The sequence below is a fragment of the Pseudoalteromonas sp. PAB 2.2 genome (genome assembly GCF_001938575.1).
GTDB classification, from domain to species: Bacteria; Pseudomonadota; Gammaproteobacteria; order Enterobacterales; family Alteromonadaceae; genus Pseudoalteromonas; species Pseudoalteromonas lipolytica.
The window spans coordinates 44,030-64,880 of sequence record NZ_LYPI01000023.1 but is presented as its reverse complement, the minus strand read 5'-3'; the positions used below and the strand labels follow the sequence as shown (position 1 = coordinate 64,880).

Genomic DNA, 20,851 nt, shown 5'->3' with positions numbered 1-20,851 from the left:
AAGGTAATTTTGTGATAGGGGCTTAAGCCCCTATTGCTGTTTTTGTAATATAATGGAGGTAGGCATGGCCGTAGCTGCCAATAAGCGCCCTGTAATGACCCTGTTTTCTGGTGCTAACTGTATGTATAGCCATCAAGTACGCATTGTACTTGCTGAAAAAGGTGTAAGTGTTGACATTCACCTGGCTGAAAAGGATAACCTGCCAGAAGCACTTCATGAAATTAACCCTTACGGTACAGTACCCACACTGATCGATCGTGAGCTTGGTTTATATCAGGCAAACATCATCATGGAATACCTTGATGAACGTTTTCCTCATCCTCCACTAATGCCTGTTTATCCGGTTATGCGTGGCCGTAGTCGCTTAATGATGCACCGTATTGATACTGATTGGTACAGCTTAGCGAATAAAATCACAAGCGGTAGCAGTGAAGCAGCACAAGCACGTAAAGAGCTAACTGAAGCATTACTTGCAATTGCACCAATCTTCTCTGAAGCGCCTTATTTCATGAGCGAAGAATTCAGCTTAGTTGATTGTTATTTAGCACCGCTATTATGGCGTTTACCTGAACTGGGCATTGAGCTTTCAGGTTCGGGAGCTAAAGAACTTAAAGAATACATGCTGCGTTTATTTGAGCGTGAATCTTTCCAAGCTTCATTGACTGAAGCAGAGCGTGAGATCCGTTTATAATGACGCCAAATCGTCCTTATTTACTACGCGCTTTCTTTGATTGGATTGTTGATAATCAGTGTACACCGCACCTTGTTGTGAACGCTGATTTTCCTGCTGTACAAGTACCAACGCAATTTGTTCAAGACGGTCAAATTGTCTTAAACATTAGCCCATCGGCAGTTACAAACTTTGCTATGGATAACCAACAGCTAAGCTTTAATGCGCGCTTTGGTGGTCAACCAATGCAAGTGTATGTGCCTATGGGGGCTGTGCTCGCAATTTATGCACGTGAGAATGGTGAAGGGACTGTATTTACTGCAGAAGAATTCATCGAGGACGAAGAAGAGTTTGCTCCGGTATTAGAAAGTGTTGAAACGCCTGACGATATTTCGCCAGATGATGAGCCACCTGCTAAGCCTGAGAAAAAGAAGGGTGCTCACTTACGAGTGATCAAGTAGTCTTTTCAAATGCTCAAAAAAACCCGCTTAAATGCGGGTTTTTTATTAATGACTATTGAGTGATTAACTATAAATACTCAAACACCTTAATGACACGTTCTACACCTGAGATGTTACGGGCAACATCAACCGCTAAATTAGCCTCTGTATCGCTCACTAAGCCCATTAAAAATACCTCGCCATTCTCTGTGACAACTTTAATGTTATTGGCACTGATGTTCTCTGCGGTAATAAGCTGCGTTTTAACTTTTGAGGTTAACCACGAATCGTGAGTTTGCGTACTCATGCCTATATTTGAGCTGATGCGAATTTGATTATGAATTTTACGAATACCGTCAACACCTTCGATTGCTCGTTGCGCTTCGTCTTTCATTTCTTGGTTGGCGACTTGGCCTATCATCAGCACAATGCCATTAACGCTAACAACATTTACATTCGCGTATTTATGTATGCGCTCGTTTTCACTCAGTGCGATAGAGCTTTTTATTTCGATATTATTATCGTCAATTTGCGAGCCAATAGTACGACGGTCATTGGCCGCAGTGACAGCACCTGCGGTACCAGCAACAACTGCAGCTGCACAGCCTTGCAGCAATAAAATGGTACCAAGTACAATAAGAGACTGTTTAAACATTAATTTTCTTCCTGTGGGAATAAGGTTAAATCGATAAGCTCGCTCAGGCAGTGCAAGTTCACTAAATGAGATTCAACAATGCGGCTAGGGCGTTTTGATGGCACGCGGATTTCAACATCGTTAGGGCCAAGCAAGCCAACTAATTCACCCCCATCGTCACCTACTAACACAATCACTTTCATATCGCGAGTTAAGGCCGCTTCTACGGCAGAAATTATTTGCTTTTCATTACCATTGACGGCGATAGCTAGCAGTAAGTCACCTTGTTGTGCGAAAGCACGGATTTGCCTTGCAAAGGTTTCGTGATCATCAATATTGTTGTTGGGACCTAAGTTAACTTGCTCCTGTGCCAAGGCTACTGCAGGTAAACACGGACGCTCAGTTTCGTAAAAGTTAATTAATAAACCAGCCATATGTTGTGCAAGCATATGGCAACTCGCGGTACCACAGCATAACAATTTATTACCATTGATAAGGCTTTGTGCAATGGTAAATGCCGCTGATTCAAGGGCGCTTGGGAGCACCTCGCCAGCCGCAATTTGAACTTGAATATTCTCGGTAAAAATCTTTTTTATTGTATCTTGCATAACCTACCAATTAAGCCGACGCCAAGAGGCGTTAGTACACATTTTTAAACCAGTTTATTTCGCTATTTAGTTCACCTGTTATGGCAACATAATCAATTCGCATAGCCTGATTTGATAATTTATTTTCAGCAAGGTAATGGGCGATCGTTCGTCTAAGCCGTTGCTGTTTTTGCTTACTAAGCGCGTAATTTGCACCACCGCGAAGTTTGTTTTTTCTAAATTTCACTTCAACAAACACCAAGGTTTGCCCTTCGCGCATAATGAGATCAAGCTCACCATATTGGCATAAATAATTACGCCCAATGGCTGTTAGGCCATATTGCTTTAAATACTGCTCAGCCTGTTGTTCATAGTACAGGCCTTTTTCGCGGCTATTGTGCCACAATTGTTTAAACCACGACATGCTTTCATCCTTGTGCTGTCGTTACTTAATCAGCCGAATTGATCCCTGTTGCCGATTGCATAAATAACGGAATCGGTTGCTCTGTTGCTAATTCAACGGCAATGATTTGTTTGTTTTTGTACTGCGCCCAATCTAACGTACGGGTAACATACCCATTCGTTTCAATACTTAATTCGCCACTGATGCCAGCAAAACGTTTTCCTTGAATCATACTTAGTTGCTTAACATCACCTAATAGGCTGGTTGCATCATATGCCATGGCAAATAAGCGCTGACTTATATCTGTATTTTCAGGCCATAAGCGTTCGTATTGCTGACGCAAGTTATGCTGCTTTATCTGACCGTCAAGCATCCAAGGTAGTTCAGTAAAATACAGCCCTTCTAGATCACCTTTATCGGTACTGTCTATTTGTTTGCTATGGCTTTTAGAGCTTGCGTATAGCGGAATACGATCTGCGAAAGTACTTACATTAACATCTAAGTACGGTTTGATGAGGCGAGTTTCAGTTGCATCACCTAAAATATAAATAACATCAATATCGCTACGTGAGCGAGTTTCACTTTCGACTTCTTGCTTAAAGAGCGACTTAACCACTTGGATCCGCTCTTTACTTTGGTCCACTTCTAACAAGCCCGTGATAGTTTTTGGCATGTCATCTTTACCTGCGTAAAAACCAACTTGTGGTTTCACTTCACTGTAACGTTGCCATTGTTGGTTAAAGTACTCAACGAGGCGCTGGCCGTTACTGTTGTTTGGAGCAAGTAGCATTGGCTTTTGGTAACCAGCGGTTAAAAAGCGCTCTAACGCTTGTTGTATTTCGTGTTCAGGGCTTAATGCAAAGAAAAAATGCTGCTGTGAGATACGCTCACCCTCAAAACTATTAAGATGCATAACAGGGTAATCAATCAGCGTTTGTGCTGTGCTTAGCTTTTCAATATTACTTTTAAGCAATGGGCCAATCACAAAGTCAGCTTTAAATTCACTGAGTTTTAAGCTGATTTCAGCGGCAGAAAGTGATTCATCAATAAACAGTGTTTGTTCAAGTGGGTGAGTATCAAGTGCGGCAAGTACACCCGCTTTTAATGCGTCGCCTAAGCGTTCGTTAGCGCCTGATAGTGGAATAAGCACCGCTAAACGATTGACATTAAGAGGCTCAACTTGCACAAGCTCAGTGACTTTCTTAGGTAAAATCTCTGCGGCAGGGTGACCTGGATAGCGTCGCATCCAGTTATTCATCGCTTGATGCAATTCAACCGGCGCCCCTAAATACACTTGGTGATAAAGCGCCAGATTAACCCAACCTTGTTGTACCACTGAGCCGCGATTAAAGCGCTCAAGTGCATACGAAGATAGTTGAGTAAGGCTTGCCCATAAGTCTTTATTTAAATCAGCAACCGTGAAATTATTCTCGTTGCTAATGGTTGATGCTGCAAAGTAATAAGGCATTGCTTGTTTAGGCATGCCTTGTGATGCATAAACGCGGGCCGTTAAATATTGATGCCATGCTTTATGCTCTGGCAAAGTGAGTTGTGATTCGAGCAACTGTAATTGCTCTAATGCGCGATCACTTTTACCTTGTTTCTCTTGTGCTAAAGCGATGTAAAGCTTGTTTTGAATTTGATCCACGCTTGGTGTGCTTTCGAGCTCAAAACAGATTGTTTCAAGCAGTGACCAGCGCTGCTCAGTAATTGCTGCATCGCGAGCGGTGTAAAGTAATTGAATTTTATCGGCACCTTGGCGATTTAACGCTGCTTGGTACATTGATTGCGCATCGGTTAGTTGTGATAGGGCTGTGTTTGCTTGCCCCGACTGATTTTCTGCCGTATTTGATGGTTTTTCGGTTGTGCTACAAGCCGATAACCCCGACAATACAATTAATAGACTAACAAGTTTAAGTCGCACAATGATTTCCCAATACGTTAACGCGATTTGCTTATATTACTGACTGACGCAGGAGACCTCAATGTTAAATGAGGAGAATTCAGATAAAATCGGCACTCTTTACATTGTAGCCACACCAATTGGCAACTTTGATGACATCAGCCAGCGTGCCATACAAACCCTATCTGAGGTTGACTTAATAGCCGCTGAAGATACTCGTCACACAGGAAAGTTGCTAAGCCACTTTAATATCAAAGCAAAAACCTTTGCTTTGCATGATCACAATGAAAAACAAAAAGCCCAGCAAATCGTCGATTGGCTAGAGCAAGGAATGAATATCGCGTTGGTTTCAGATGCAGGCACGCCACTGATCAGTGACCCGGGTTATGCCGTGGTAAACTTGTGTCGTGAGCAAGGTGCACATGTTACACCTGTACCTGGTGCATGTGCAGCCATTACGGCAGTGTGTTGTTCAGGTTTGCCGACCGACCGTTTTCAGTTTATCGGTTTTACACCCGCGAAAAGTAAAGCCAGACAAACTTTTTTTATTGAGGCTGTTAATTCAGGTATCACGAGCATTATGTACGAAAGTACCCACCGCATCATGGCAAGCCTTGATGATTTAGAAGCCGCATTAGGCTCAGACCAACCGGTGGTATTTGCCAAAGAATTGACCAAAACATTCGAAACTTTTTTCAATGGCAGCGTTGCTGAGCTAAAGCAGTTTTTAACGAATGATCCAACAAAGCAGCGCGGCGAAATAGTATTAATGCTGCCGGGTAAAGCGAAGCAAAGCGATGATATCCCAGAAGATGCCCGCCGTATGCTTGGCTTACTCGAAGCCGAAATGCCACTTAAAAAAGCCTGTGGCGTGGTTGCAGAGTATTTCGGTTTAAAGAAAAACGCGCTTTATAAAGCAATTATTGACGAAAAAGACTAATTCTTTACTGCACTCGGCTGCATGCTCAGGTATACTGCGCGCCGAGTCAGCCGAGATAATCGCTGCCTGCAACGAAAATGCGCAGGGGGAGGAAAGTCCGGGCTCCACAGGGCAGGGTGCCAGCTAACGGCTGGGGGGCGCGAGCCTACGACAAGTGCAGCAGAGAGGAGACCGCCAACTTCGGTTGGTAAGGGTGAAAGGGTGCGGTAAGAGCGCACCGGGCCACTGGTAACAGTTGGTTGCAAGGTAAACTCCACCCGGAGCAAGACCAAATAGGGTTCTATCATTTTAAATAATGAACGCGTGGCCCACGTGAGAACCGGGTAGGTTGCTTGAGCCATAGAGCGATTTATGGCCTAGACGAATGATTATCCACGACAGAACCCGGCTTACTGGCTGACTCACCAAATTAATGAAAGCCCACAGTGAAAACTGTGGGCTTTTTGCTATCTAAAAGAAAATCCACTCTGCGCATATAAAGCAACGGCCTATTGGCTAACTGACCACATTAAAGAAAGTCCGTAGTTAACGCCACGGGCTTTTTGTTTTGAATTGTGCGAGTCAGTCTGCTCTTATAGTTTTTAACTGATTATAGCGTATAGGAATTTTTCTTAGGCTTACTAAGAAAGCAGCCAATTACCATAACCGTGAGTTCTGTATATTCTTTTATCTTAAACGAGCTAAGATTAAAGGAATAAACAATGAGTATTATTGAGGGGAGCACTAAAGAGTTTGGTAATACAAGTGTGTTACTGCATAGCTTAGGATCTTCATGCTATAGAATTGAATGGTATAGCAGGATGACGGGGGCATCAACGAGCTTGGCTAAACTCATGCAGGGAAAGTATGTTGTGATCAGAAAGTGGGCACAAGCGCGAAATATGTCTGATGTGTCGAGTGAGTTTAACAGCAGGAATAGTGCGCTGATTCATTTTTTAAATAATGTCGATATTGTAAAGTCTCAAGATGAATGGATTATTGCAGCTAAGCAGCACTGTCTTAATTTATTCGTTGAAAATGAGGGGCTTAAACCAGTCACAAAAGCTAGTTTTCCAAAGCCCAGATTACAAGGTGCTATTGGTAAAGAAGTGGTGGTTAAATCGAAAGTAGGCGAAAAAGAAATCGCTCACGGCTTATTGCTGCAGCTTGTTGGTAATCAAGCTGAAATTCAACTTATGAATGCCAAAAAGAAATATTATTCGAAACAGGTTTATATTCGTTAGGTACGTGTGATCATAGATCAAAAGTAACCTCTATTTTATAGCCATCACTTTCATCAATAGTATATTTGCCACCGAGCGCAATCGCCCGTTCTTCAATGAATGACAACCCATACCCCCCCGAGTCGCAGCTTATACCGTTCGCTGTACCATTATCCTTTAATTGAAGTTGAATATGAGCATCGTTTGCTGTCAGGTTGAGTCTTAATTCGGTTGCTGTGCTATGTTTGATGCAGTTAGTAATTGCCTCTTGGCAAATACGATAAATAGCGGTTTGATGCTCATCAGAGAGTGTCGTTTTTAAGTTTAATTCGACCTTATAATTTATAGACGATTTATTAAGCAGAGATTTAAATCGGCCATTTTTTAGCGCTTGCTCTAAACCTAGTTCATCAAGCTCTCTTGGTCGAAGGTGATGCATGATCTGATAGACTGAGTCATACATCGCTTTGGCATTTTCTTTTAGTCCTGCTACAAGGGGACTTGTATCGTTTTGCTGCTCGATTGATAAAATGGTGAGATCAGTTTTAAGGGCTGTCAGGCTCTGACCTAGTTCATCGTGCAGCTCTTGAGACAGATATTTGCGTTCATTTTCTTGGACTGTCACCATGCGTTTGGCAAGTTGTCTATTTTTTTCCAGTAATGCCGTGAGCTTTTCATTGCTGTCTTGTAGTTGGTTATTTTTTAGTTTTAGCTCGCTTGTTGCTGTGCCTATTAATAGCCCTGTCACTGAATTAACTATAATAAAAAGCTGGCTTATGTATGTATTGGTTGTGTCTTGAACAATAGCCGCTTCAGCGACAATTAAGCAATTACTGACAAATGCGCTAGAAATTGCGCCCGTAATGCCAAACTTATAAGAAAACCAAATAATAGGAAGGAGCGAGCAGAGGCGTAAAAGCGAATATAAGTCAGCATGGTTTACATAGATAAGTAAGTAAATGAGAGTGAGTGTTAATAAGCTGATTAAAATCAAGCTATTATAGTAAGAGAGTATGCGTTTATAGTTACTACTCAGTAGCAATAGGGCGGGAGCGATTAATAGTGCACCTGTCAGATCGCCTAATGTCATATTGAGTTTGTATTGTAATAACTGGCTATCCTTAAGCCACGTTGTAAATTCAAAGGCGCTCGAAAATAAAAACCATTTAAATGCAGCCGTGAATACGGCGAGTAATATGAGAGATAAAACGCCAGAATTAGAGTCAATTTTGGGTGGCCAGCGGTTCTCTTTAAAACCATACACAATAGCCATATAGGTTAGCTCTTGTAAAAAGCCGTGAAACAAATCGAAGTCCCATTCATTATTATAATAGACACCTAAATAGGCTGCATAAAGCCGAGACGTGAACCACAGTATGGGCCAAAACCTCAGGGGAAAAATTACGAAAAACGCAAGTTTTACTCCTGCAGGTAAGTAAATTGCACTACTTTGAGCTACGGTTTCTAAATAGTTACTTATCAACGATGAGCAATATAAACCGACAAAATACAGGATAAATGTTAATAATTGCTTCGATAACTCAATCACTACATTGACTGAGTTTACGTGTATTGGCATGCAGTTACGCCAGTTCATCAAGCGCTATTACCCCAGAGTCGATGGCAATTTTTAGTAAATCAAAAGAACTCGTAGATTCTAGTTTATTGTAGATATTGGTTTTATGGACATGAGCTGTTTTGGGCATCATATTAAGTTGCTGAGCAACTTGTTTAGCATTTAATCCTTTGGCAAATAAGGGGAAGGCTTCTCTTTCTCTTGGTGTGAGTAAATCGAGTTTGTTTGATGCAGAGGTCGCATTGAATTTTACATCTTCACTAATGTATCTGCCTCCTTTCATAATCGAATTGACTGCATCAATTAAAGCTTCCGATGCTGAGCGTTTAGACACATAGCCTAATGCACCAAGTTTTAAAGCATTACTCACATAGGGTTCGTAATCATACATGGAGGCAACGATGGTTTTTATTTCAGGAAATGTCGTGTTTAAATAAGATAAAAACGCCATTCCATTCTCACCTTCATGCATTGAAATATCGACAATAAACACGTCAGGTTGTTCTATCTCGACAGCAAGTTTTGCTTCATTGACTGAGCAGGCTTCGATGATAACGTGCCACCCAGATTGCAGCTCCAATAGTTTTTTAAAACTATCTCTTACCAATTGATGATCTTCGATAATACCTATACGCATGACTCTCTCCTTAGAGTTTTTATTATACATCTAATTCAATAAGTTATGTCTAGGAATTATTCTTATATAAATTAAAGCAACCGATCTATTGATTCATCTGTATTGGGGGCAATAGGGTATCAGTGCCTTATCGTTGTCATTATTGATCTTGAACAAGGTTGCTACGTTGACTCTGTTTCACAGAATGATACAGTGAATTTGAACTTTAATTCTAGCCAAAGGAGCTGCCCATGCTAGGCGAAAAACACTCGTTATTGAATGAATTCCCAGAGTTTAATGAATTAATCCACAACCTTGCCAAAAGCGATGCCCATTTTAAAAATACCATGCAACGATACGATGACATGGATAAAGAAATTAGAGAGCTTGAGCTTAATAGTTCTCCGATTGATGACAGTGAAATGCATGAAAAGAAACACCAAAGAGCTGCGCTTAAAGACGAACTTTATGATTTCTTAAAAGCGAAAGCATAAAACAGAAAATGACACCTAATGCCCCTTGCTCTTATGACTCTCGCTGACAAGGGGTGTTATTTCCCAGTTAACCCTAATTTATACCTTTCTAACGCTTTTAATTCCCTTATTTTCAATAGTTTTATATGTTAGTAACTGTTTATTCAGATTTTTTAAATGGGTGGAATTTATATGTTTGCGAAGGGAGCAATCAAAGCCGTCTCACTGTGTATTATGGCTATGTCTGTCAGCCTGAGTGCCGCAGCAAGTATCAACAATACAGAGACTATGTGGCCAGGCACGGTTTACAACACGGATATACCTACATTTAAGCAGGTTCTTGGTTATGATGTAGGTGAGCGCATTACTAATTACAACGATATGCGTCGTTATTTAACAGCCCTTGAGCAAGCCGCTCCTGAGCGTATTAAAGTTTTTAAGTATGCAAACAGCTGGGAAGGTCGTGAGCTTGTTTATGCGGTTGTTGGCACCGCTGAGCATATTCGCTCATTAGAAACCCTTGCAAACAACACGCAAGCGCTGGCAGACCCGCGAAGTACATCTGCGAAAGATGCAAAGTCACTCATCAAAAACTTACCCACTTCAGTGTGGCTGCAGTATGCAGTACACGGTAATGAAATTAGCTCGACCGATGCGGCACTGTTCACCGCTTACCATTTATTAGCGGCACCGAACGATACCATTAACAGTAAAATATTAGAGAATACCGTTGTATTTATTGATCCCCTACAAAACCCTGATGGCCGTGAGCGCTTTGTTTCTCGCTATTATGCCACTGTCGGATTAGAGCACAGCGCAGACCGTTTAAGTGCAGAGCATAATGAGCCTTGGCCTCGAGGTCGAGTTAATCATTATCTGTTCGATATGAATCGTGATTGGTTAGCACTTACTCAGCCTGAAACAAAGGGGAGAGTAGCTGCAATTAATAAATATAAACCTCAAGTGGTGGTTGATATTCATGAAATGGGCGGCGATCAATCATATTATTTTGCGCCGGCTGCTCAGCCATTCAATCCCCATATGACAAAAACGCAAATAGCCAATATGGATGCCATTGGCCAAAATCATGCTAAATATTTTGATGAGTTTGGCTTTGATTATTTTACCCGCGAAATTTTTGATGCTTTTTATCCTGGGTACGGTGATAGTTGGCCTGTATTTTATGGTGCGTCAGCATCAACCTACGAAGTAGGCTCTGCTCGCGGCCATGTTTTTGAAAAAAACACCGGTGAACTTCTTACTTATTTTAATACAGTGAAGCGTCAGTTTGTGGCATCAATTTCTACCGCCGAAGGTGCAGCTAATCAACGTGAGAAGCTACTTAATGACTTTTACCAATATCAAGTTGATGCAATTGATTCAGGTAAGAAGAGTAAAGAACGTGTGTATATTTTACCGAACCAAAGTAACCGTGAAGGAACGCATAAACTTGCTACGTTAATGGCTGAACACGGCGTAGAAGTTCAACAAGCAAATGAAGATTTCAAAGCATGCGGTGTTAAATACAAAGCGGGTAGCTACTTTATTGATACAGCGCAGCCGCGTGGTGTATTTGTTCGTACCACATTTACAGACCAAGTTGATATGGCTGAAGCCTTTGTAAAAGAACAAGAAAGACGCCGTGCTCGTAACCTAGGCGACGAAATTTATGATGTCACAGGCTGGTCGCTGCCAATGATGTTTAATGTTGATAGCGATAGCTGTAGTAAGGCTGTGAGCGCTGACAGTAAAGCGGTTCAGGCTAACGACACACTGATTGGTAAAGTGAATAACCCAGAAGCCTCAGTGGCTTATATTGTTGCTTGGGGCGACACGGCCGCTGCACGCTTTTTAACCGCAGCGCTGCAAGCAGGCGTTAAGCTTAAAAGTGCTGACCAAGCATTTATATTAGGTGATAAAACTAACTACCCAGCGGGCAGTTTAGTGATTGAAAAGCGCTTAAACGATAAAGACTTACTGACTAAAATTAGTCAAATTGCAGAGCAAACAGGTGCCATAGTCGATGGTGTTGATTCAAGCTGGGTGATTGATGGCCCCAGTTTTGGTAGTAATAAAACAGTGCCAATGGTGGCGCCAAAAGTGGCGATTGCATGGGATGTACCTACCAGTGAGCTAAGCGCTGGTAACACCCGTTTTGTTATAGAAAGACAGCTCGGCTATCCGGTAACGGCTATTCGTACACCAATGCTTGCATGGGCTGATTTAAGTGATTACCAAGTGTTGATTTTACCGGAAGGTAATTACGAGCAATCATTAGGTAAATCGGGCGCGGCTAATTTAAAAAGCTGGGTTGAAGCTGGTGGCGTGTTGATTGCACTCGGTAATGCAAACCGCTTTACCACCCATGCTGATTACGGCTTATTAGATGTTAAGCGCGAGCAAGCCTACCGAGAAGAAAAAGCCGACAGCAGCGATGATAAAAGCAGTAAAGTGGCAGGGCAGTTATTCGCTTCTCGTGATGATTTAAAAGCAGCGAGCATCAAACCACACACCTCGCCAGACTATGTAGCCGGTGTACTTGCTAATGTTGAAGTAGACCAAGAGCATTGGTTAACCGCAGGCGTCGATAAAAATTTAGTGGCGGTGGCTTACGGTAATGATATTTACACGCCAATTAAACTTAACTCAGGCAAAAACTTAGCGTGGTTCACAGGTAAAGACGATGTACTGGCGAGTGGTTATTTGTGGCAGCAAAACAAAGCTCAGCTAGCTTACAAGCCGCTCCTTGTTCATCAACCACTAGGTAAAGGCATGGTGATAGGCTTTACACAATCACCGACGTATCGCGCCTACCTTGAAGGCATGAATGTATTGCTCACTAACACGATTTTCCGTGCTGCAGCTCATGCTCAGTAAGGTTTAGAACAAATCGAAATGCCCGGCCAAGTTGCGGGCTTTTTCGTGTTTAAAGCTTCTCTCAACATCTAAAATAAAAAAGCCCGCAGGGCAAAGGGCGGGCTTTTTAGTGTTCCATGGAGAGGAAGTGTTAAGACACAATCCCGAGTGGCTTACCGGTTTGCCAAGCGCCACGGGTAAAGTCTGGTATCGTTTTGCTGTTACTTCTGTCTGCAACTGATGCCATACTTTGTGGGAAGATAGATGACCATGCTGCAGCATCGTAAACATCTTGATCCAGTGGTTCATTGTTACGCAAGCAGTAAATCATGCGCCATAACATTATGAAATCCATGCCGCCGTGACCACCGTTGCGAACGGCTTCTTCACCCATACGTTGCCATAATGGATGATCAAACTCTGCACGCCATTTTTCCATATCGTGATCCCAGCTATGGAAATTTTGCATATGTGGTTTACGACCTTGTGAGCCCGCACTTTCCCATGCTGCTACTTCAGCTTCATATTGCTGCTGGTAGATTTTTGCAATGGCTGGTGGTACATCCTCTAGGGCAATGCGGTTAGGAAAACCTGCAAATGTCCCATTAGTACCTTGAATTAGGTTATGGCGGCTGTACGGGCGTGGGCTTGTGGTGTCGTGCTGAACCATAATGCTTCGGCCTTTCACTGTTTTAATAATGCTGGTGTTCATGTCGCCAGCAGTAAATTTCAGTGAACGACGTTCGTGGCCTGCAGGAAATTCACGTTCTGCGTAGGCTGCACGGCCAAGTGCAGGTGAGCTGACTGATGTTACGAAATCAAAGCGATCACCCCGGTTGATGTTCATATATTGAGAAACGGGGCCTAAGCCATGAGTGGGGTATAAGTTACCGTTTACTTTTGTATGCCAGTAAGTACGCCACGAGCCGGTACTGCGGTCAATTTCTTTCATTTGCCAACGCAGGTCATGAATATAAGCGGCTTCACCATGCAGTAACTCGCCAAATACGCCTTTACGAACCATGTTTAGAACCATTAACTCGTCACGGCCGTAGTTAACGTTTTCCATCATCATGCAGTTCTTTTGAGTGCGCTCAGCAGTGTTTACTAGTTGCCAGCACTCTTCCATAGTGGTTGCTGCGGGTACTTCAACAAAGGCATGTTTACCACTTTCCATGGTTTCAACACTCATTGGTGTGTGCCAACGCCAAGGTGTTGAAATGATCACGATGTCGATGTCATTGCGAGCCAGCATGTCTAAATAGGCTTTATCAGACCCCGTGTAAGCAGTTGGTTTAGGTAAGCCTTTTTCAACAACATAGTTAATTGATTTCTCGAGCATTAGCTGATCTGTGTCACAGATAGCTTTAATTTCAACACCTTCAATGTGGCAAAGGTGTTTTACATGGCCGCTACCACGTTGACCAACGCCAATAAAACCAACACGTACCACATCCATCGCAGGCACAGCTAAGCCCATTACGCTTTTACCTTGTGACGCAAGTGGTGTGCTTTGATTATCACCTTGTTGGCTTTTCGCACAGCCAGTCACGACTGTCGCGGCGGTAATAGCTGCGGCAGATTTTAAAAAACGTCGTCTATCTATTGTCATAACGATACCTAAATCACTGAGATTATTTTAATAGTGGGTTTCAGTTGTTTCTTTTTATCTTAATTGAAAGACAATTACAAAAGTTAACAGGTAATCAAAATTGCAGCATGTCCGCAATAATATATACAACTAACACAGTTCAATCTTGGTGTAATAGATGTATTTAATTTACAGGATAAGTATTAAATAATATTACTGCCTTGCTCAGGATCGCGAGACTGATCGGCTTGTTCACGAATATCATCTGCATCACTACTTATATCATCCAAGCTATGGTCGTCGAGAGTGTTTGATGTTTGTGGGGGCGAAGTGGTGTGATGACTGGTGTGCTCGGCATCGGTATTTAAAATAATTCGTTCGCGAGCATCATCTGGCATACTAATTTTTTCTGCTAAATAGGTGTTTACTAACATTCGCATTAGCTGAGATGCTACTTTAACCGTGCTATGTTCACTGCTGTTTACCCAAAAATAAATGGTTAAATTAAGCGTGGCAGATCCAAGCGATTCAATGAGAACCTGACTGGGGGGATCATTAATAACGGCAGGGTTTTGACTTACGACTTGCATGGCTAATTGCTGAGCATAGCGAATGTCATTATCGTAGCCAATGCCTACTGTAAAATGGCCGCGCATTTTGGGGTTCGCAGTAAGGTTTTTAATGACATTTTTATAGACGGTAGCATTCGGTATTTGAATATGATTACCATCAAAATCCACCAAAGTAGTGGCGCGAGCTGTGACTTTTTTTACTACCCCTAAGCGGCCATCTACTTCTATTACATCGTCAATCCGAAACGGTCGCTGTACGCTGAGTAGCATACTCGAGATAAAATTTTCGGCGATATCACGAAATGCGAAGCCAAGGATCAAGCCCACCAATCCTGTACCACTCATGATAGCGACGGCAAAACTGGTTAGCCCTGCAAGACGTAAAAATAAGTACACCCCAAACAAAATAATAACGATGCTAAAAAAGCGCCGTGTAACGACATGTAAAAGCTTACTTTCACTCACAAAACCCAGTGGTTTAATCAGTACATATGACAAAGGGCGAGCCAGTAAGTAGCAAATAATAATGGCGACAATACCGAGTGTGAGAGCCGGTAACATTTGCCAAGCAGTGTGTAAAAACTGCGTAACTTGTGAGTTTAAATCGTACCACGTAAGGCTTTCAATTGGCGTCGACGTCGTGGTTGATAGTATGGGTGTGATTAAATTAGTTACTTGATTAGTAAGATATAAATAAAAATTCATTGCACCACTCCATGGATTATAGCCGGGCAGTTATAAGCGTAGCTCAATGCAAGTTAGACGCCATTATTAGTGGCAAGTAGTTTGCAACGACACCTTAAGCTAAGTAGAAAGAGAGGAAGAATATGTCTCATGGCAATCGCGGTTTTCAGGCTCGCTCGCCGCTGGAAATTCCATTACGGGGTTGGTGGGATATAAGCAAACGGGTATATCATAATTTATCACAAGATAATTTATCGTTTGTTGCGGCAGGTGTCGCATTTTATGCACTGCTAGCAATCTTTCCTGCACTGGCTGCCATTGTGTCTATTTATGCCTATTTTGCTTCACCAACGGACATTCATGAGCAGTTATCTAAAGTGATTGCAATTTTACCTGCCAGTAGTCGCGATATTATTTTACTGCAAGTGAGTGAAGTGACGCAGCAATCGCAAAAAGTCTTGAGTATGAGTGCTATAGGCACTTTATTGTTAACAGTCTGGAGTAGCAGTAAGGGCTGCCAAGCGCTGATCACGGCCTGTAATATTACATACCATCAGCATAACAAACGGCAATTTTTTGTGGCGTTACTGGTCCGTTTTTTATTTTCGTTGGGTGCTATAATCGTCGCTCTCGTGGCGTTATTAATTATTGGTATTTTACCTATTGTGCTTAACCTGGTTGGCCTAACAGAGCTAATAGATTTAATGATCACGCTGATAACTTGGCCGCTGCTGGCAATCATTTTTAACGGTGCATTGGCATTTTTATACCGCTACGCACCTCATCGAAACCCCGCTAAGTGGCGTTGGATCACACCGGGTTCAATGCTCGCGACTGTATTATGGATCGGGGCATCGGTTGGTTTTTCATTTTATGTCTCGCAATTTGCACGTTATAACGAAACCTATGGCTCTTTAGGGGGCGTGGTTATTATGCTGATGTGGCTTTATATCAGTGCTTATATCATTATTTTTGGGGCGGCAATTAATGCCAGTGCTGAACAGCAAACGGTCATTGATAGTACTGTCGGCCCCGAAAAAGAAGTCGGAGAGCGCGGAGCAACCGTAGCAGATACATTGATGACACAGCAGACTAAACATTCTTCTGAATAGAACGATTGGCGCTAATTTTACGCATGGTTGTTAGTTAAATTGGCGTCTACAATCATTTCATATAATTTACGGGAGTAACGTTATGAAAGTGATTCAACAATTAAATAGCCATGCCACTCAAGATGGTGATGGTGTCAATATTAGCCGTATCCCAGGCTTTGATGGAAAATACTTAGATCCATTTTTAATGATCGATGAGCTTAAGTCTGACGATCACAGTGATTTTATGGGGGGCTTTCCTGCACACCCTCATCGTGGCATTGAAACCTTCACTTATATTATTAAAGGAGGGTTTGAGCACCAAGATCAAATGGGTAACAAAAAAGCGATTCGTGCAGGTGATGTGCAATGGATGAGTACTGGCTTTGGTGTGATCCACAGTGAAATGCCGTTAGCAGATGCAAAAGAAGGCATGCATGGATTCCAAATCTGGTTAAATATGCCAAGTGCAGAAAAGCTCAGAGCACCGCGTTACCAAGATACAACAGAAGCCCCCGCACCGGTGACTCGTAATGATCAAGGGGTTGAGTTAAAAGCGCTTGCAGGTAGTTGGCAGTTTGCCAGTGAAGAGCAGGTTTCAAGCTTACAAGATTTAGCCGCTAATGGCATGTTAGCTGATGTGACTTTGCCTGCCGGCACTGAATTTAAACACGCGCCTCTTAAGCAAACTAAAGTGATGTTGTATATACACACGGGAGAAATTAATACTGAACAGGGAGGGCCTGTTAAAGCGGGGAGCTTGTTAATTTTAGAGCCTGGCAGTGACATTGAATTTAATTCGCAAACGGGGGCGGGTGTCTTGGTGCTTGCGGGCGAACCACTAAAGCAGCCGATTGCTCATATGGGACCTTTTGTTATGACGACGCAAGCAGAGTTACATCAGGCTGTACGAGATTATCAACAAGGTAAATTTGGCACACTCTAGGAGGTTATCGTGGGATTACTTGTAAACGGCCAATGGCAAGATAAATGGTACGACACAGACAACAACCAAGGTGAATTTAAGCGTGAATCAGCGCAGTTGCGTAACTGGGTAACGGCTGATGGTAGCAAAGGGGCAAGTGGCGATGGGGGATTCAAGGCTGAGAAAGGTCGGTATCACTTGTATGTTTCATTAGCGTGCCCATGGGCTCATCGCACGCTGATTTTTCGCCATTTAAAAGGCCTTGAAGACTACATTAGTGTCTCGGTTGTGAGTCCTGACATGCTAGAGCATGGGTGGACATTCGATAAAGATAATCACAGCACAGGTGATGCTTTATTTGATAGCGACTATATGCATCAAATTTATACACGTAACAAAGCTGATTATTCTGGCAGAGTGACGGTACCTGTACTTTGGGATAAACAGACCCAGCGCATTGTCAGTAATGAGTCTGCAGAGATTATTCGGATGTTTAATAGTGCATTCAATGAACTTACTAACAATGAACGCGATTTTTACCCTGCAGCGCTACGTACTGAAATTGATGAAATAAACGAGTTTGTTTATCACAATATCAATAACGGTGTGTACCGTGCAGGCTTTGCAACAACGCAAGAAGCGTACACCGAAGCGTTTGATGATTTGTTTGCCGCTCTTGATAAAATAGAACAGCGTTTGACTCATAATCGCTACTTAGTGGGCGACACACTCACAGAGGCTGATTGGCGTTTATTCACGACCTTAATTCGCTTTGACAGTGTTTATGTGGGTCATTTTAAATGTAATTTACGCACCATCGAAAGTTACCCTGCAATTAGTCATTATTTACGCGAGTTATACCAAATTGAAAAGGTGAGTGAGACGGTCGATTTTTACCACATAAAACGTCACTATTACTTCAGCCATACGATGATAAATCCGACGCAAGTGGTGCCAAAAGGACCCGATATAGACTATGGCCGAGCGCACAATCGTGACCAATTATAGTACTCAGAGTAGCAGCTCATGTGAGCTGCTACTGATACCCTTTCATTACGTCGCGAATAGTGTCGATACCAAACATGACTTTTTGAATAAACGACTCAGCGCTTTTTACGAGATTAAAATGCGGGTGCTGTGACCATACTGCTTGTAATTTATCATCTAGCAAAATTGCTTGCTGGTCAGACTCGTTACGAACAGGGTTGTTACTGTGGATACTTTGCCCTGACTTGGCCGCGGTTTCAAAAAAAATCACAGCATCATATTGATTAAGTTCAGTGTGAAGATCGGTCCCTAAGCATTGAAAAAACTCCGCCTGATCACCTGGCCAATATGCGAGACCATCTAAGCTACCACGATCGCACAGCATTAAACGATCAGGGTGTATAGTACGTTGAATATGTTCAAGGTGTTTCTGTAAGCTGAAGATAGCTTGCTGGTGAGCTTTTACAAGGTGAGGGGCATTACCCCGTTCTATTCCGCCGCCAAATAACATGGTTGCCGATTCAGGCACTACCACAATTTGTTTCGAGAACTCGCGTCGTAATAAGTCGATTGCTGTTGTTTTACCGCCACCGGGGCCACCGGTTAATACAATCCGTTTTTTCAATTAGGTTATCCTGTTAACACGCAAAACTTATTTACACGGTAAAGAAAAGACTAACAAATGAGAAGTAAAAAGCGTATTTTTTGTGATAAAGATCACAACAGTCGTAACAGCCAGCTAAATTGACTGAGTTGTTTAAGCTTTCCATGCTGATGATCATCATTTTTTAAAGCCCCATAACCTACACCCGCCGAAAAGGCACTCGCAAGCCCGACTTTAGTAACGGCGAATCGCTTTAAGCGATAATTAAATGCTTGGTGATGTTGGCGTTTCAATTCATCGAGTAAATCCATTTGCTGGCTTAAGTTATTAACCTTTTTCTGCGGTTTTTTTATGAAGTAATCAATAAACATCATTTTTCCTTATTGAGGTTTAGTAACTGTCGAATACTTGTTATGGTTTTATCAAAGCCAATTTTGCTGCTGATATAACCAATATTTTTCCACAGCCAAATTAAGCAAAGTATTTGCATGGTAAACAGCGACACCGCTGACAGCCAAATTGATTCACTTAGACTAAATATAGCAAGACCGATGGATGCTAATAGTCCAGCCCAAAGTAACACCAATCCCCCAGCAAAACAGACGATCAATATTATGGTGAGTGCCAGTGAACGCATTGACAAACGCCATTCAGCAGCAGCTAAATCTTTGCAGATCCCCATTTGTTGACGGTAATCAACGTAAAGCTGTTTAGTGTAGTCAGTGAGTTTGGCAAGATGATCTTGCCACTGATCAGCATGGAGTTGCTGATCAGTGGTTTCTTGCGTTTTCTCATCAGTAGGGTGAGAGTGCGACATAATCGTTACTTATTACGACGGATTAGTGCGCTCACTAGCATACCTGCTGCAAATGCAATACCTGCTGTCGCTAATGGGTTTTCAGATGCTAGTTGACGTGTTTTGCCGCTGTATTCATTTATTTTTTCACGCGCAACCGCTTGTTTTTCAGACAATGTTTTTGCCGAATTAGTAGCTCCCTCTCGAACACTGTGTTCAGCGCTTGCTGCACGTGATGATAGAGCATCAACGGCATGATGCGCTGCTTCGGTTGCTTTTTCAGTAAATGGCGCCTCTACTTGAGCCGCTTTCGTATCTGCACTGCTTGTGGTGCTTGAATTCGATTTGTTTGTTGCGGTAGTCATAATCATTCCTTAAAAATTGCCATTAAATTGGTAAGTACACTGTCGCAACCTTCGTACCAACAAATAATATTATTTAATATCAGGTTGTTATGAAATTAATGGCTCATGTAAGTCGGTATTACCCGTAACTATTGCAGGGTTATTGCGTAAAAATTACCGAATTCGATTTTATTCTACTAATTTGTAATTATTCATTGGTCATTCATTAGCCATTTTTACCCAATAGCTTGCCAAGAAAACTGCAAAAAAGATTTTTTTCTTTGTTTCCCACTTTTTCCCACGTAATTCAGTAGCTTTGCTTGAAGCCTTATTTTTTCTGGCTTTACAAGCAAGTTATGATGATCTGCTTACTTGACAAAATAGCTTGTCAAGCCCTAAACTGGAGCACTGTGGTAAAAAGTGGTTTTTAGTGGATCAAATTGGATCAGTAATAATCGTTAACGATTTACAACCTAATTTTAAGGCAAGCTATGTTTCGGGGTGCGAGCTCTCTGAGTTTGGATGATAAAGGACGCTTTGCGGTACCGACTAAGTACCGAGATGCGATCTTGTCTGAAGATCAGGGCACCGTTATTTGCACCGTAGCACTTAATGAGCCTTGTTTGTGGTTATATCCGTTGGCTGAGTGGCTTGAAATTGAATCGCGGTTATTAAAAATTTCTAATATGAATCCACGTGCACGCCGAATGCAACGTATGTTGCTTGGTAACGCTACAGAGTATCAACTCGATAAAAATGGCCGAATTTTGCTTGCACCGTCTTTACGTGCACATGCTGAACTTGGAAAAAAAATCATGTTGGTTGGCTTGATGAATAAGTTTGAGATTTGGGATGAAGATCGTTGGCATGAACAAATGCGCCAAGATACTGAGATAGAACGCCTAGGCGATTTTGAGGCGAATCCCGAATTCGATAATTTCTCACTCTAACCACAAA

Annotated in this window: 22 protein-coding genes and 1 other RNA gene; 11 read left to right on the top strand and 12 right to left on the bottom strand. The window is 42.3% G+C overall.

The features are described from left to right. Positions 1 to 64 precede the first annotated feature (64 nt). Together sspA and BWD47_RS18610 are read left to right on the top strand one after the other, a co-directional pair. On the top strand, positions 65 to 691 hold the full coding sequence (sspA, locus tag BWD47_RS18615; protein WP_036971257.1) for a stringent starvation protein SspA: 627 nt from the start codon (positions 65 to 67) through the stop codon (positions 689 to 691). Further along, positions 691 to 1,131, top strand: a complete 441-nt coding sequence (locus tag BWD47_RS18610) for a ClpXP protease specificity-enhancing factor (protein WP_036971255.1) — start codon at positions 691 to 693, stop codon at positions 1,129 to 1,131. Before sspA ends, BWD47_RS18610 begins: the two co-directional genes overlap by 1 nt. Positions 1,132 to 1,198: 67 nt before the next feature. Here the strand turns inward: BWD47_RS18610 and dolP are convergent, their stop codons facing one another. From dolP to BWD47_RS18590, 4 genes are read right to left on the bottom strand one after another with little or no spacing between them, the layout of a single operon-like run. Continuing rightward, a complete protein-coding gene (gene dolP, locus BWD47_RS18605; RefSeq protein ID WP_036971254.1) occupies positions 1,199 to 1,765 on the bottom strand; it encodes a division/outer membrane stress-associated lipid-binding lipoprotein in 567 nt (188 codons plus the stop codon). Further along, the gene (locus tag BWD47_RS18600) at positions 1,765 to 2,352 is read right to left on the bottom strand and encodes an SIS domain-containing protein (RefSeq protein WP_036971252.1); all 588 of its coding nucleotides are present in this window, start codon (positions 2,350 to 2,352) and stop codon (positions 1,765 to 1,767) included. The genes dolP and BWD47_RS18600 overlap by 1 nt, the downstream gene beginning before the upstream one ends. Before the next feature lie 31 nt (positions 2,353 to 2,383). Further along, positions 2,384 to 2,755 carry a YraN family protein gene (locus BWD47_RS18595; protein ID WP_075594473.1) on the bottom strand — a complete coding sequence of 124 codons (372 nt, stop codon included), beginning with the start codon at positions 2,753 to 2,755 and terminating at the stop codon, positions 2,384 to 2,386. Positions 2,756 to 2,780: 25 nt separating this feature from the next. Further along, on the bottom strand, positions 2,781 to 4,658 hold the full coding sequence (locus BWD47_RS18590; RefSeq protein WP_065978175.1) for a penicillin-binding protein activator: 1,878 nt from the start codon (positions 4,656 to 4,658) through the stop codon (positions 2,781 to 2,783). A gap of 61 nt (positions 4,659 to 4,719) precedes the next feature. Here BWD47_RS18590 and rsmI point away from each other — a divergent pair, with 61 nt between their 5' ends. From rsmI to BWD47_RS18575, 3 genes are all read left to right on the top strand, one after another. After that, on the top strand, positions 4,720 to 5,577 hold the full coding sequence (gene rsmI / locus BWD47_RS18585; RefSeq protein ID WP_036971244.1) for a 16S rRNA (cytidine(1402)-2'-O)-methyltransferase: 858 nt from the start codon (positions 4,720 to 4,722) through the stop codon (positions 5,575 to 5,577). 42 nt (positions 5,578 to 5,619) lie between these two features. After that, positions 5,620 to 5,985, top strand: an RNA gene (gene rnpB, locus BWD47_RS18580) — RNase P RNA component class A. Between the two features lie 293 nt (positions 5,986 to 6,278). Further along, positions 6,279 to 6,800: a hypothetical protein gene (locus BWD47_RS18575; protein WP_075594472.1), complete on the top strand. Its 522-nt coding sequence runs from the start codon at positions 6,279 to 6,281 to the stop codon at positions 6,798 to 6,800. 10 nt (positions 6,801 to 6,810) lie between these two features. Here BWD47_RS18575 and BWD47_RS18570 read toward each other — a convergent pair whose 3' ends face one another. Then, positions 6,811 to 8,358: a histidine kinase gene (locus BWD47_RS18570; protein WP_256719440.1), complete on the bottom strand. Its 1,548-nt coding sequence runs from the start codon at positions 8,356 to 8,358 to the stop codon at positions 6,811 to 6,813. A gap of 4 nt (positions 8,359 to 8,362) precedes the next feature. Continuing rightward, positions 8,363 to 8,992 (bottom strand): response regulator transcription factor, encoded by a 630-nt coding sequence (locus BWD47_RS18565; RefSeq protein ID WP_075594470.1) that lies wholly within the window; start codon positions 8,990 to 8,992, stop codon positions 8,363 to 8,365. Between the two features lie 230 nt (positions 8,993 to 9,222). Between BWD47_RS18565 and BWD47_RS18560 the strand changes: the two genes are divergently transcribed. Both BWD47_RS18560 and BWD47_RS18555 read left to right on the top strand, forming a co-directional pair. Then, the gene (locus tag BWD47_RS18560) at positions 9,223 to 9,465 is read left to right on the top strand and encodes a YdcH family protein (RefSeq protein WP_036971241.1); all 243 of its coding nucleotides are present in this window, start codon (positions 9,223 to 9,225) and stop codon (positions 9,463 to 9,465) included. Between the two features lie 171 nt (positions 9,466 to 9,636). Further along, positions 9,637 to 12,321: a M14 family metallopeptidase gene (locus tag BWD47_RS18555; RefSeq protein WP_075594469.1), complete on the top strand. Its 2,685-nt coding sequence runs from the start codon at positions 9,637 to 9,639 to the stop codon at positions 12,319 to 12,321. Positions 12,322 to 12,451: 130 nt separating this feature from the next. Here the strand turns inward: BWD47_RS18555 and BWD47_RS18550 are convergent, their stop codons facing one another. After that, positions 12,452 to 13,912 (bottom strand): Gfo/Idh/MocA family protein, encoded by a 1,461-nt coding sequence (locus BWD47_RS18550; RefSeq protein WP_075594468.1) that lies wholly within the window; start codon positions 13,910 to 13,912, stop codon positions 12,452 to 12,454. 182 nt (positions 13,913 to 14,094) lie between these two features. Further along, positions 14,095 to 15,168 (bottom strand): mechanosensitive ion channel family protein, encoded by a 1,074-nt coding sequence (locus BWD47_RS18545; protein ID WP_036971234.1) that lies wholly within the window; start codon positions 15,166 to 15,168, stop codon positions 14,095 to 14,097. 122 nt (positions 15,169 to 15,290) lie between these two features. On the opposite strand from BWD47_RS18545, the gene BWD47_RS18540 reads away from it, so the two are divergent. From BWD47_RS18540 to BWD47_RS18530, 3 genes are all read left to right on the top strand, one after another. Beyond that, on the top strand, positions 15,291 to 16,259 hold the full coding sequence (locus tag BWD47_RS18540; RefSeq protein ID WP_075594467.1) for a YihY/virulence factor BrkB family protein: 969 nt from the start codon (positions 15,291 to 15,293) through the stop codon (positions 16,257 to 16,259). 82 nt (positions 16,260 to 16,341) lie between these two features. Then, positions 16,342 to 17,184, top strand: a complete 843-nt coding sequence (locus BWD47_RS18535; RefSeq protein ID WP_036971229.1) for a pirin family protein — start codon at positions 16,342 to 16,344, stop codon at positions 17,182 to 17,184. 9 nt (positions 17,185 to 17,193) lie between these two features. After that, on the top strand, positions 17,194 to 18,171 hold the full coding sequence (locus BWD47_RS18530; protein WP_065978171.1) for a glutathione S-transferase family protein: 978 nt from the start codon (positions 17,194 to 17,196) through the stop codon (positions 18,169 to 18,171). A gap of 28 nt (positions 18,172 to 18,199) precedes the next feature. Here BWD47_RS18530 and BWD47_RS18525 read toward each other — a convergent pair whose 3' ends face one another. The 4 genes from BWD47_RS18525 to BWD47_RS18510 all read right to left on the bottom strand — a co-directional run bounded on the left by BWD47_RS18525 (position 18,200) and on the right by BWD47_RS18510 (position 19,915). After that, the gene (locus BWD47_RS18525; protein ID WP_075594466.1) at positions 18,200 to 18,775 is read right to left on the bottom strand and encodes an AAA family ATPase; all 576 of its coding nucleotides are present in this window, start codon (positions 18,773 to 18,775) and stop codon (positions 18,200 to 18,202) included. A gap of 92 nt (positions 18,776 to 18,867) precedes the next feature. After that, positions 18,868 to 19,128: a hypothetical protein gene (locus BWD47_RS18520; RefSeq protein ID WP_371915648.1), complete on the bottom strand. Its 261-nt coding sequence runs from the start codon at positions 19,126 to 19,128 to the stop codon at positions 18,868 to 18,870. Then, the gene (locus BWD47_RS18515) at positions 19,125 to 19,571 is read right to left on the bottom strand and encodes a hypothetical protein (protein ID WP_075594465.1); all 447 of its coding nucleotides are present in this window, start codon (positions 19,569 to 19,571) and stop codon (positions 19,125 to 19,127) included. The genes BWD47_RS18520 and BWD47_RS18515 overlap by 4 nt, the downstream gene beginning before the upstream one ends. A 5-nt stretch (positions 19,572 to 19,576) precedes the next feature. Beyond that, a complete protein-coding gene (locus tag BWD47_RS18510; RefSeq protein WP_074988822.1) occupies positions 19,577 to 19,915 on the bottom strand; it encodes a DUF883 domain-containing protein in 339 nt (112 codons plus the stop codon). Between the two features lie 470 nt (positions 19,916 to 20,385). On the opposite strand from BWD47_RS18510, the gene mraZ reads away from it, so the two are divergent. Next, complete coding sequence (gene mraZ, locus BWD47_RS18505) at positions 20,386 to 20,844, top strand: division/cell wall cluster transcriptional repressor MraZ (protein ID WP_036971213.1); 459 nt, start codon at positions 20,386 to 20,388, stop codon at positions 20,842 to 20,844. Positions 20,845 to 20,851: the final 7 nt, after the last annotated feature.

Excerpts from the sequence above, each read along its gene's own strand:
- BWD47_RS18570 (WP_256719440.1), bottom strand. The coding sequence starts at position 8,358 with ATGCCAATACACGTAAACTCAGTCAATGTAGTGATTGAGTTATCGAAG.
- dolP (WP_036971254.1), bottom strand. The coding sequence starts at position 1,765 with ATGTTTAAACAGTCTCTTATTGTACTTGGTACCATTTTATTGCTGCAA.
- BWD47_RS18545 (WP_036971234.1), bottom strand. The coding sequence starts at position 15,168 with ATGAATTTTTATTTATATCTTACTAATCAAGTAACTAATTTAATCACA.
- BWD47_RS18515 (WP_075594465.1), bottom strand. The coding sequence starts at position 19,571 with ATGTCGCACTCTCACCCTACTGATGAGAAAACGCAAGAAACCACTGAT.
- BWD47_RS18565 (WP_075594470.1), bottom strand. The coding sequence starts at position 8,992 with ATGCGTATAGGTATTATCGAAGATCATCAATTGGTAAGAGATAGTTTT.
- sspA (WP_036971257.1), top strand. The coding sequence starts at position 65 with ATGGCCGTAGCTGCCAATAAGCGCCCTGTAATGACCCTGTTTTCTGGT.
- BWD47_RS18535 (WP_036971229.1), top strand. The coding sequence starts at position 16,342 with ATGAAAGTGATTCAACAATTAAATAGCCATGCCACTCAAGATGGTGAT.
- rsmI (WP_036971244.1), top strand. The coding sequence starts at position 4,720 with ATGTTAAATGAGGAGAATTCAGATAAAATCGGCACTCTTTACATTGTA.
- BWD47_RS18550 (WP_075594468.1), bottom strand. The coding sequence starts at position 13,912 with ATGACAATAGATAGACGACGTTTTTTAAAATCTGCCGCAGCTATTACC.
- BWD47_RS18510 (WP_074988822.1), bottom strand. The coding sequence starts at position 19,915 with ATGACTACCGCAACAAACAAATCGAATTCAAGCACCACAAGCAGTGCA.
- BWD47_RS18595 (WP_075594473.1), bottom strand. The coding sequence starts at position 2,755 with ATGTCGTGGTTTAAACAATTGTGGCACAATAGCCGCGAAAAAGGCCTG.
- BWD47_RS18540 (WP_075594467.1), top strand. The coding sequence starts at position 15,291 with ATGTCTCATGGCAATCGCGGTTTTCAGGCTCGCTCGCCGCTGGAAATT.
- BWD47_RS18520 (WP_371915648.1), bottom strand. The coding sequence starts at position 19,128 with ATGATGTTTATTGATTACTTCATAAAAAAACCGCAGAAAAAGGTTAAT.
- BWD47_RS18610 (WP_036971255.1), top strand. The coding sequence starts at position 691 with ATGACGCCAAATCGTCCTTATTTACTACGCGCTTTCTTTGATTGGATT.
- BWD47_RS18575 (WP_075594472.1), top strand. The coding sequence starts at position 6,279 with ATGAGTATTATTGAGGGGAGCACTAAAGAGTTTGGTAATACAAGTGTG.
- mraZ (WP_036971213.1), top strand. The coding sequence starts at position 20,386 with ATGTTTCGGGGTGCGAGCTCTCTGAGTTTGGATGATAAAGGACGCTTT.
- BWD47_RS18560 (WP_036971241.1), top strand. The coding sequence starts at position 9,223 with ATGCTAGGCGAAAAACACTCGTTATTGAATGAATTCCCAGAGTTTAAT.
- BWD47_RS18600 (WP_036971252.1), bottom strand. The coding sequence starts at position 2,352 with ATGCAAGATACAATAAAAAAGATTTTTACCGAGAATATTCAAGTTCAA.
- BWD47_RS18555 (WP_075594469.1), top strand. The coding sequence starts at position 9,637 with ATGTTTGCGAAGGGAGCAATCAAAGCCGTCTCACTGTGTATTATGGCT.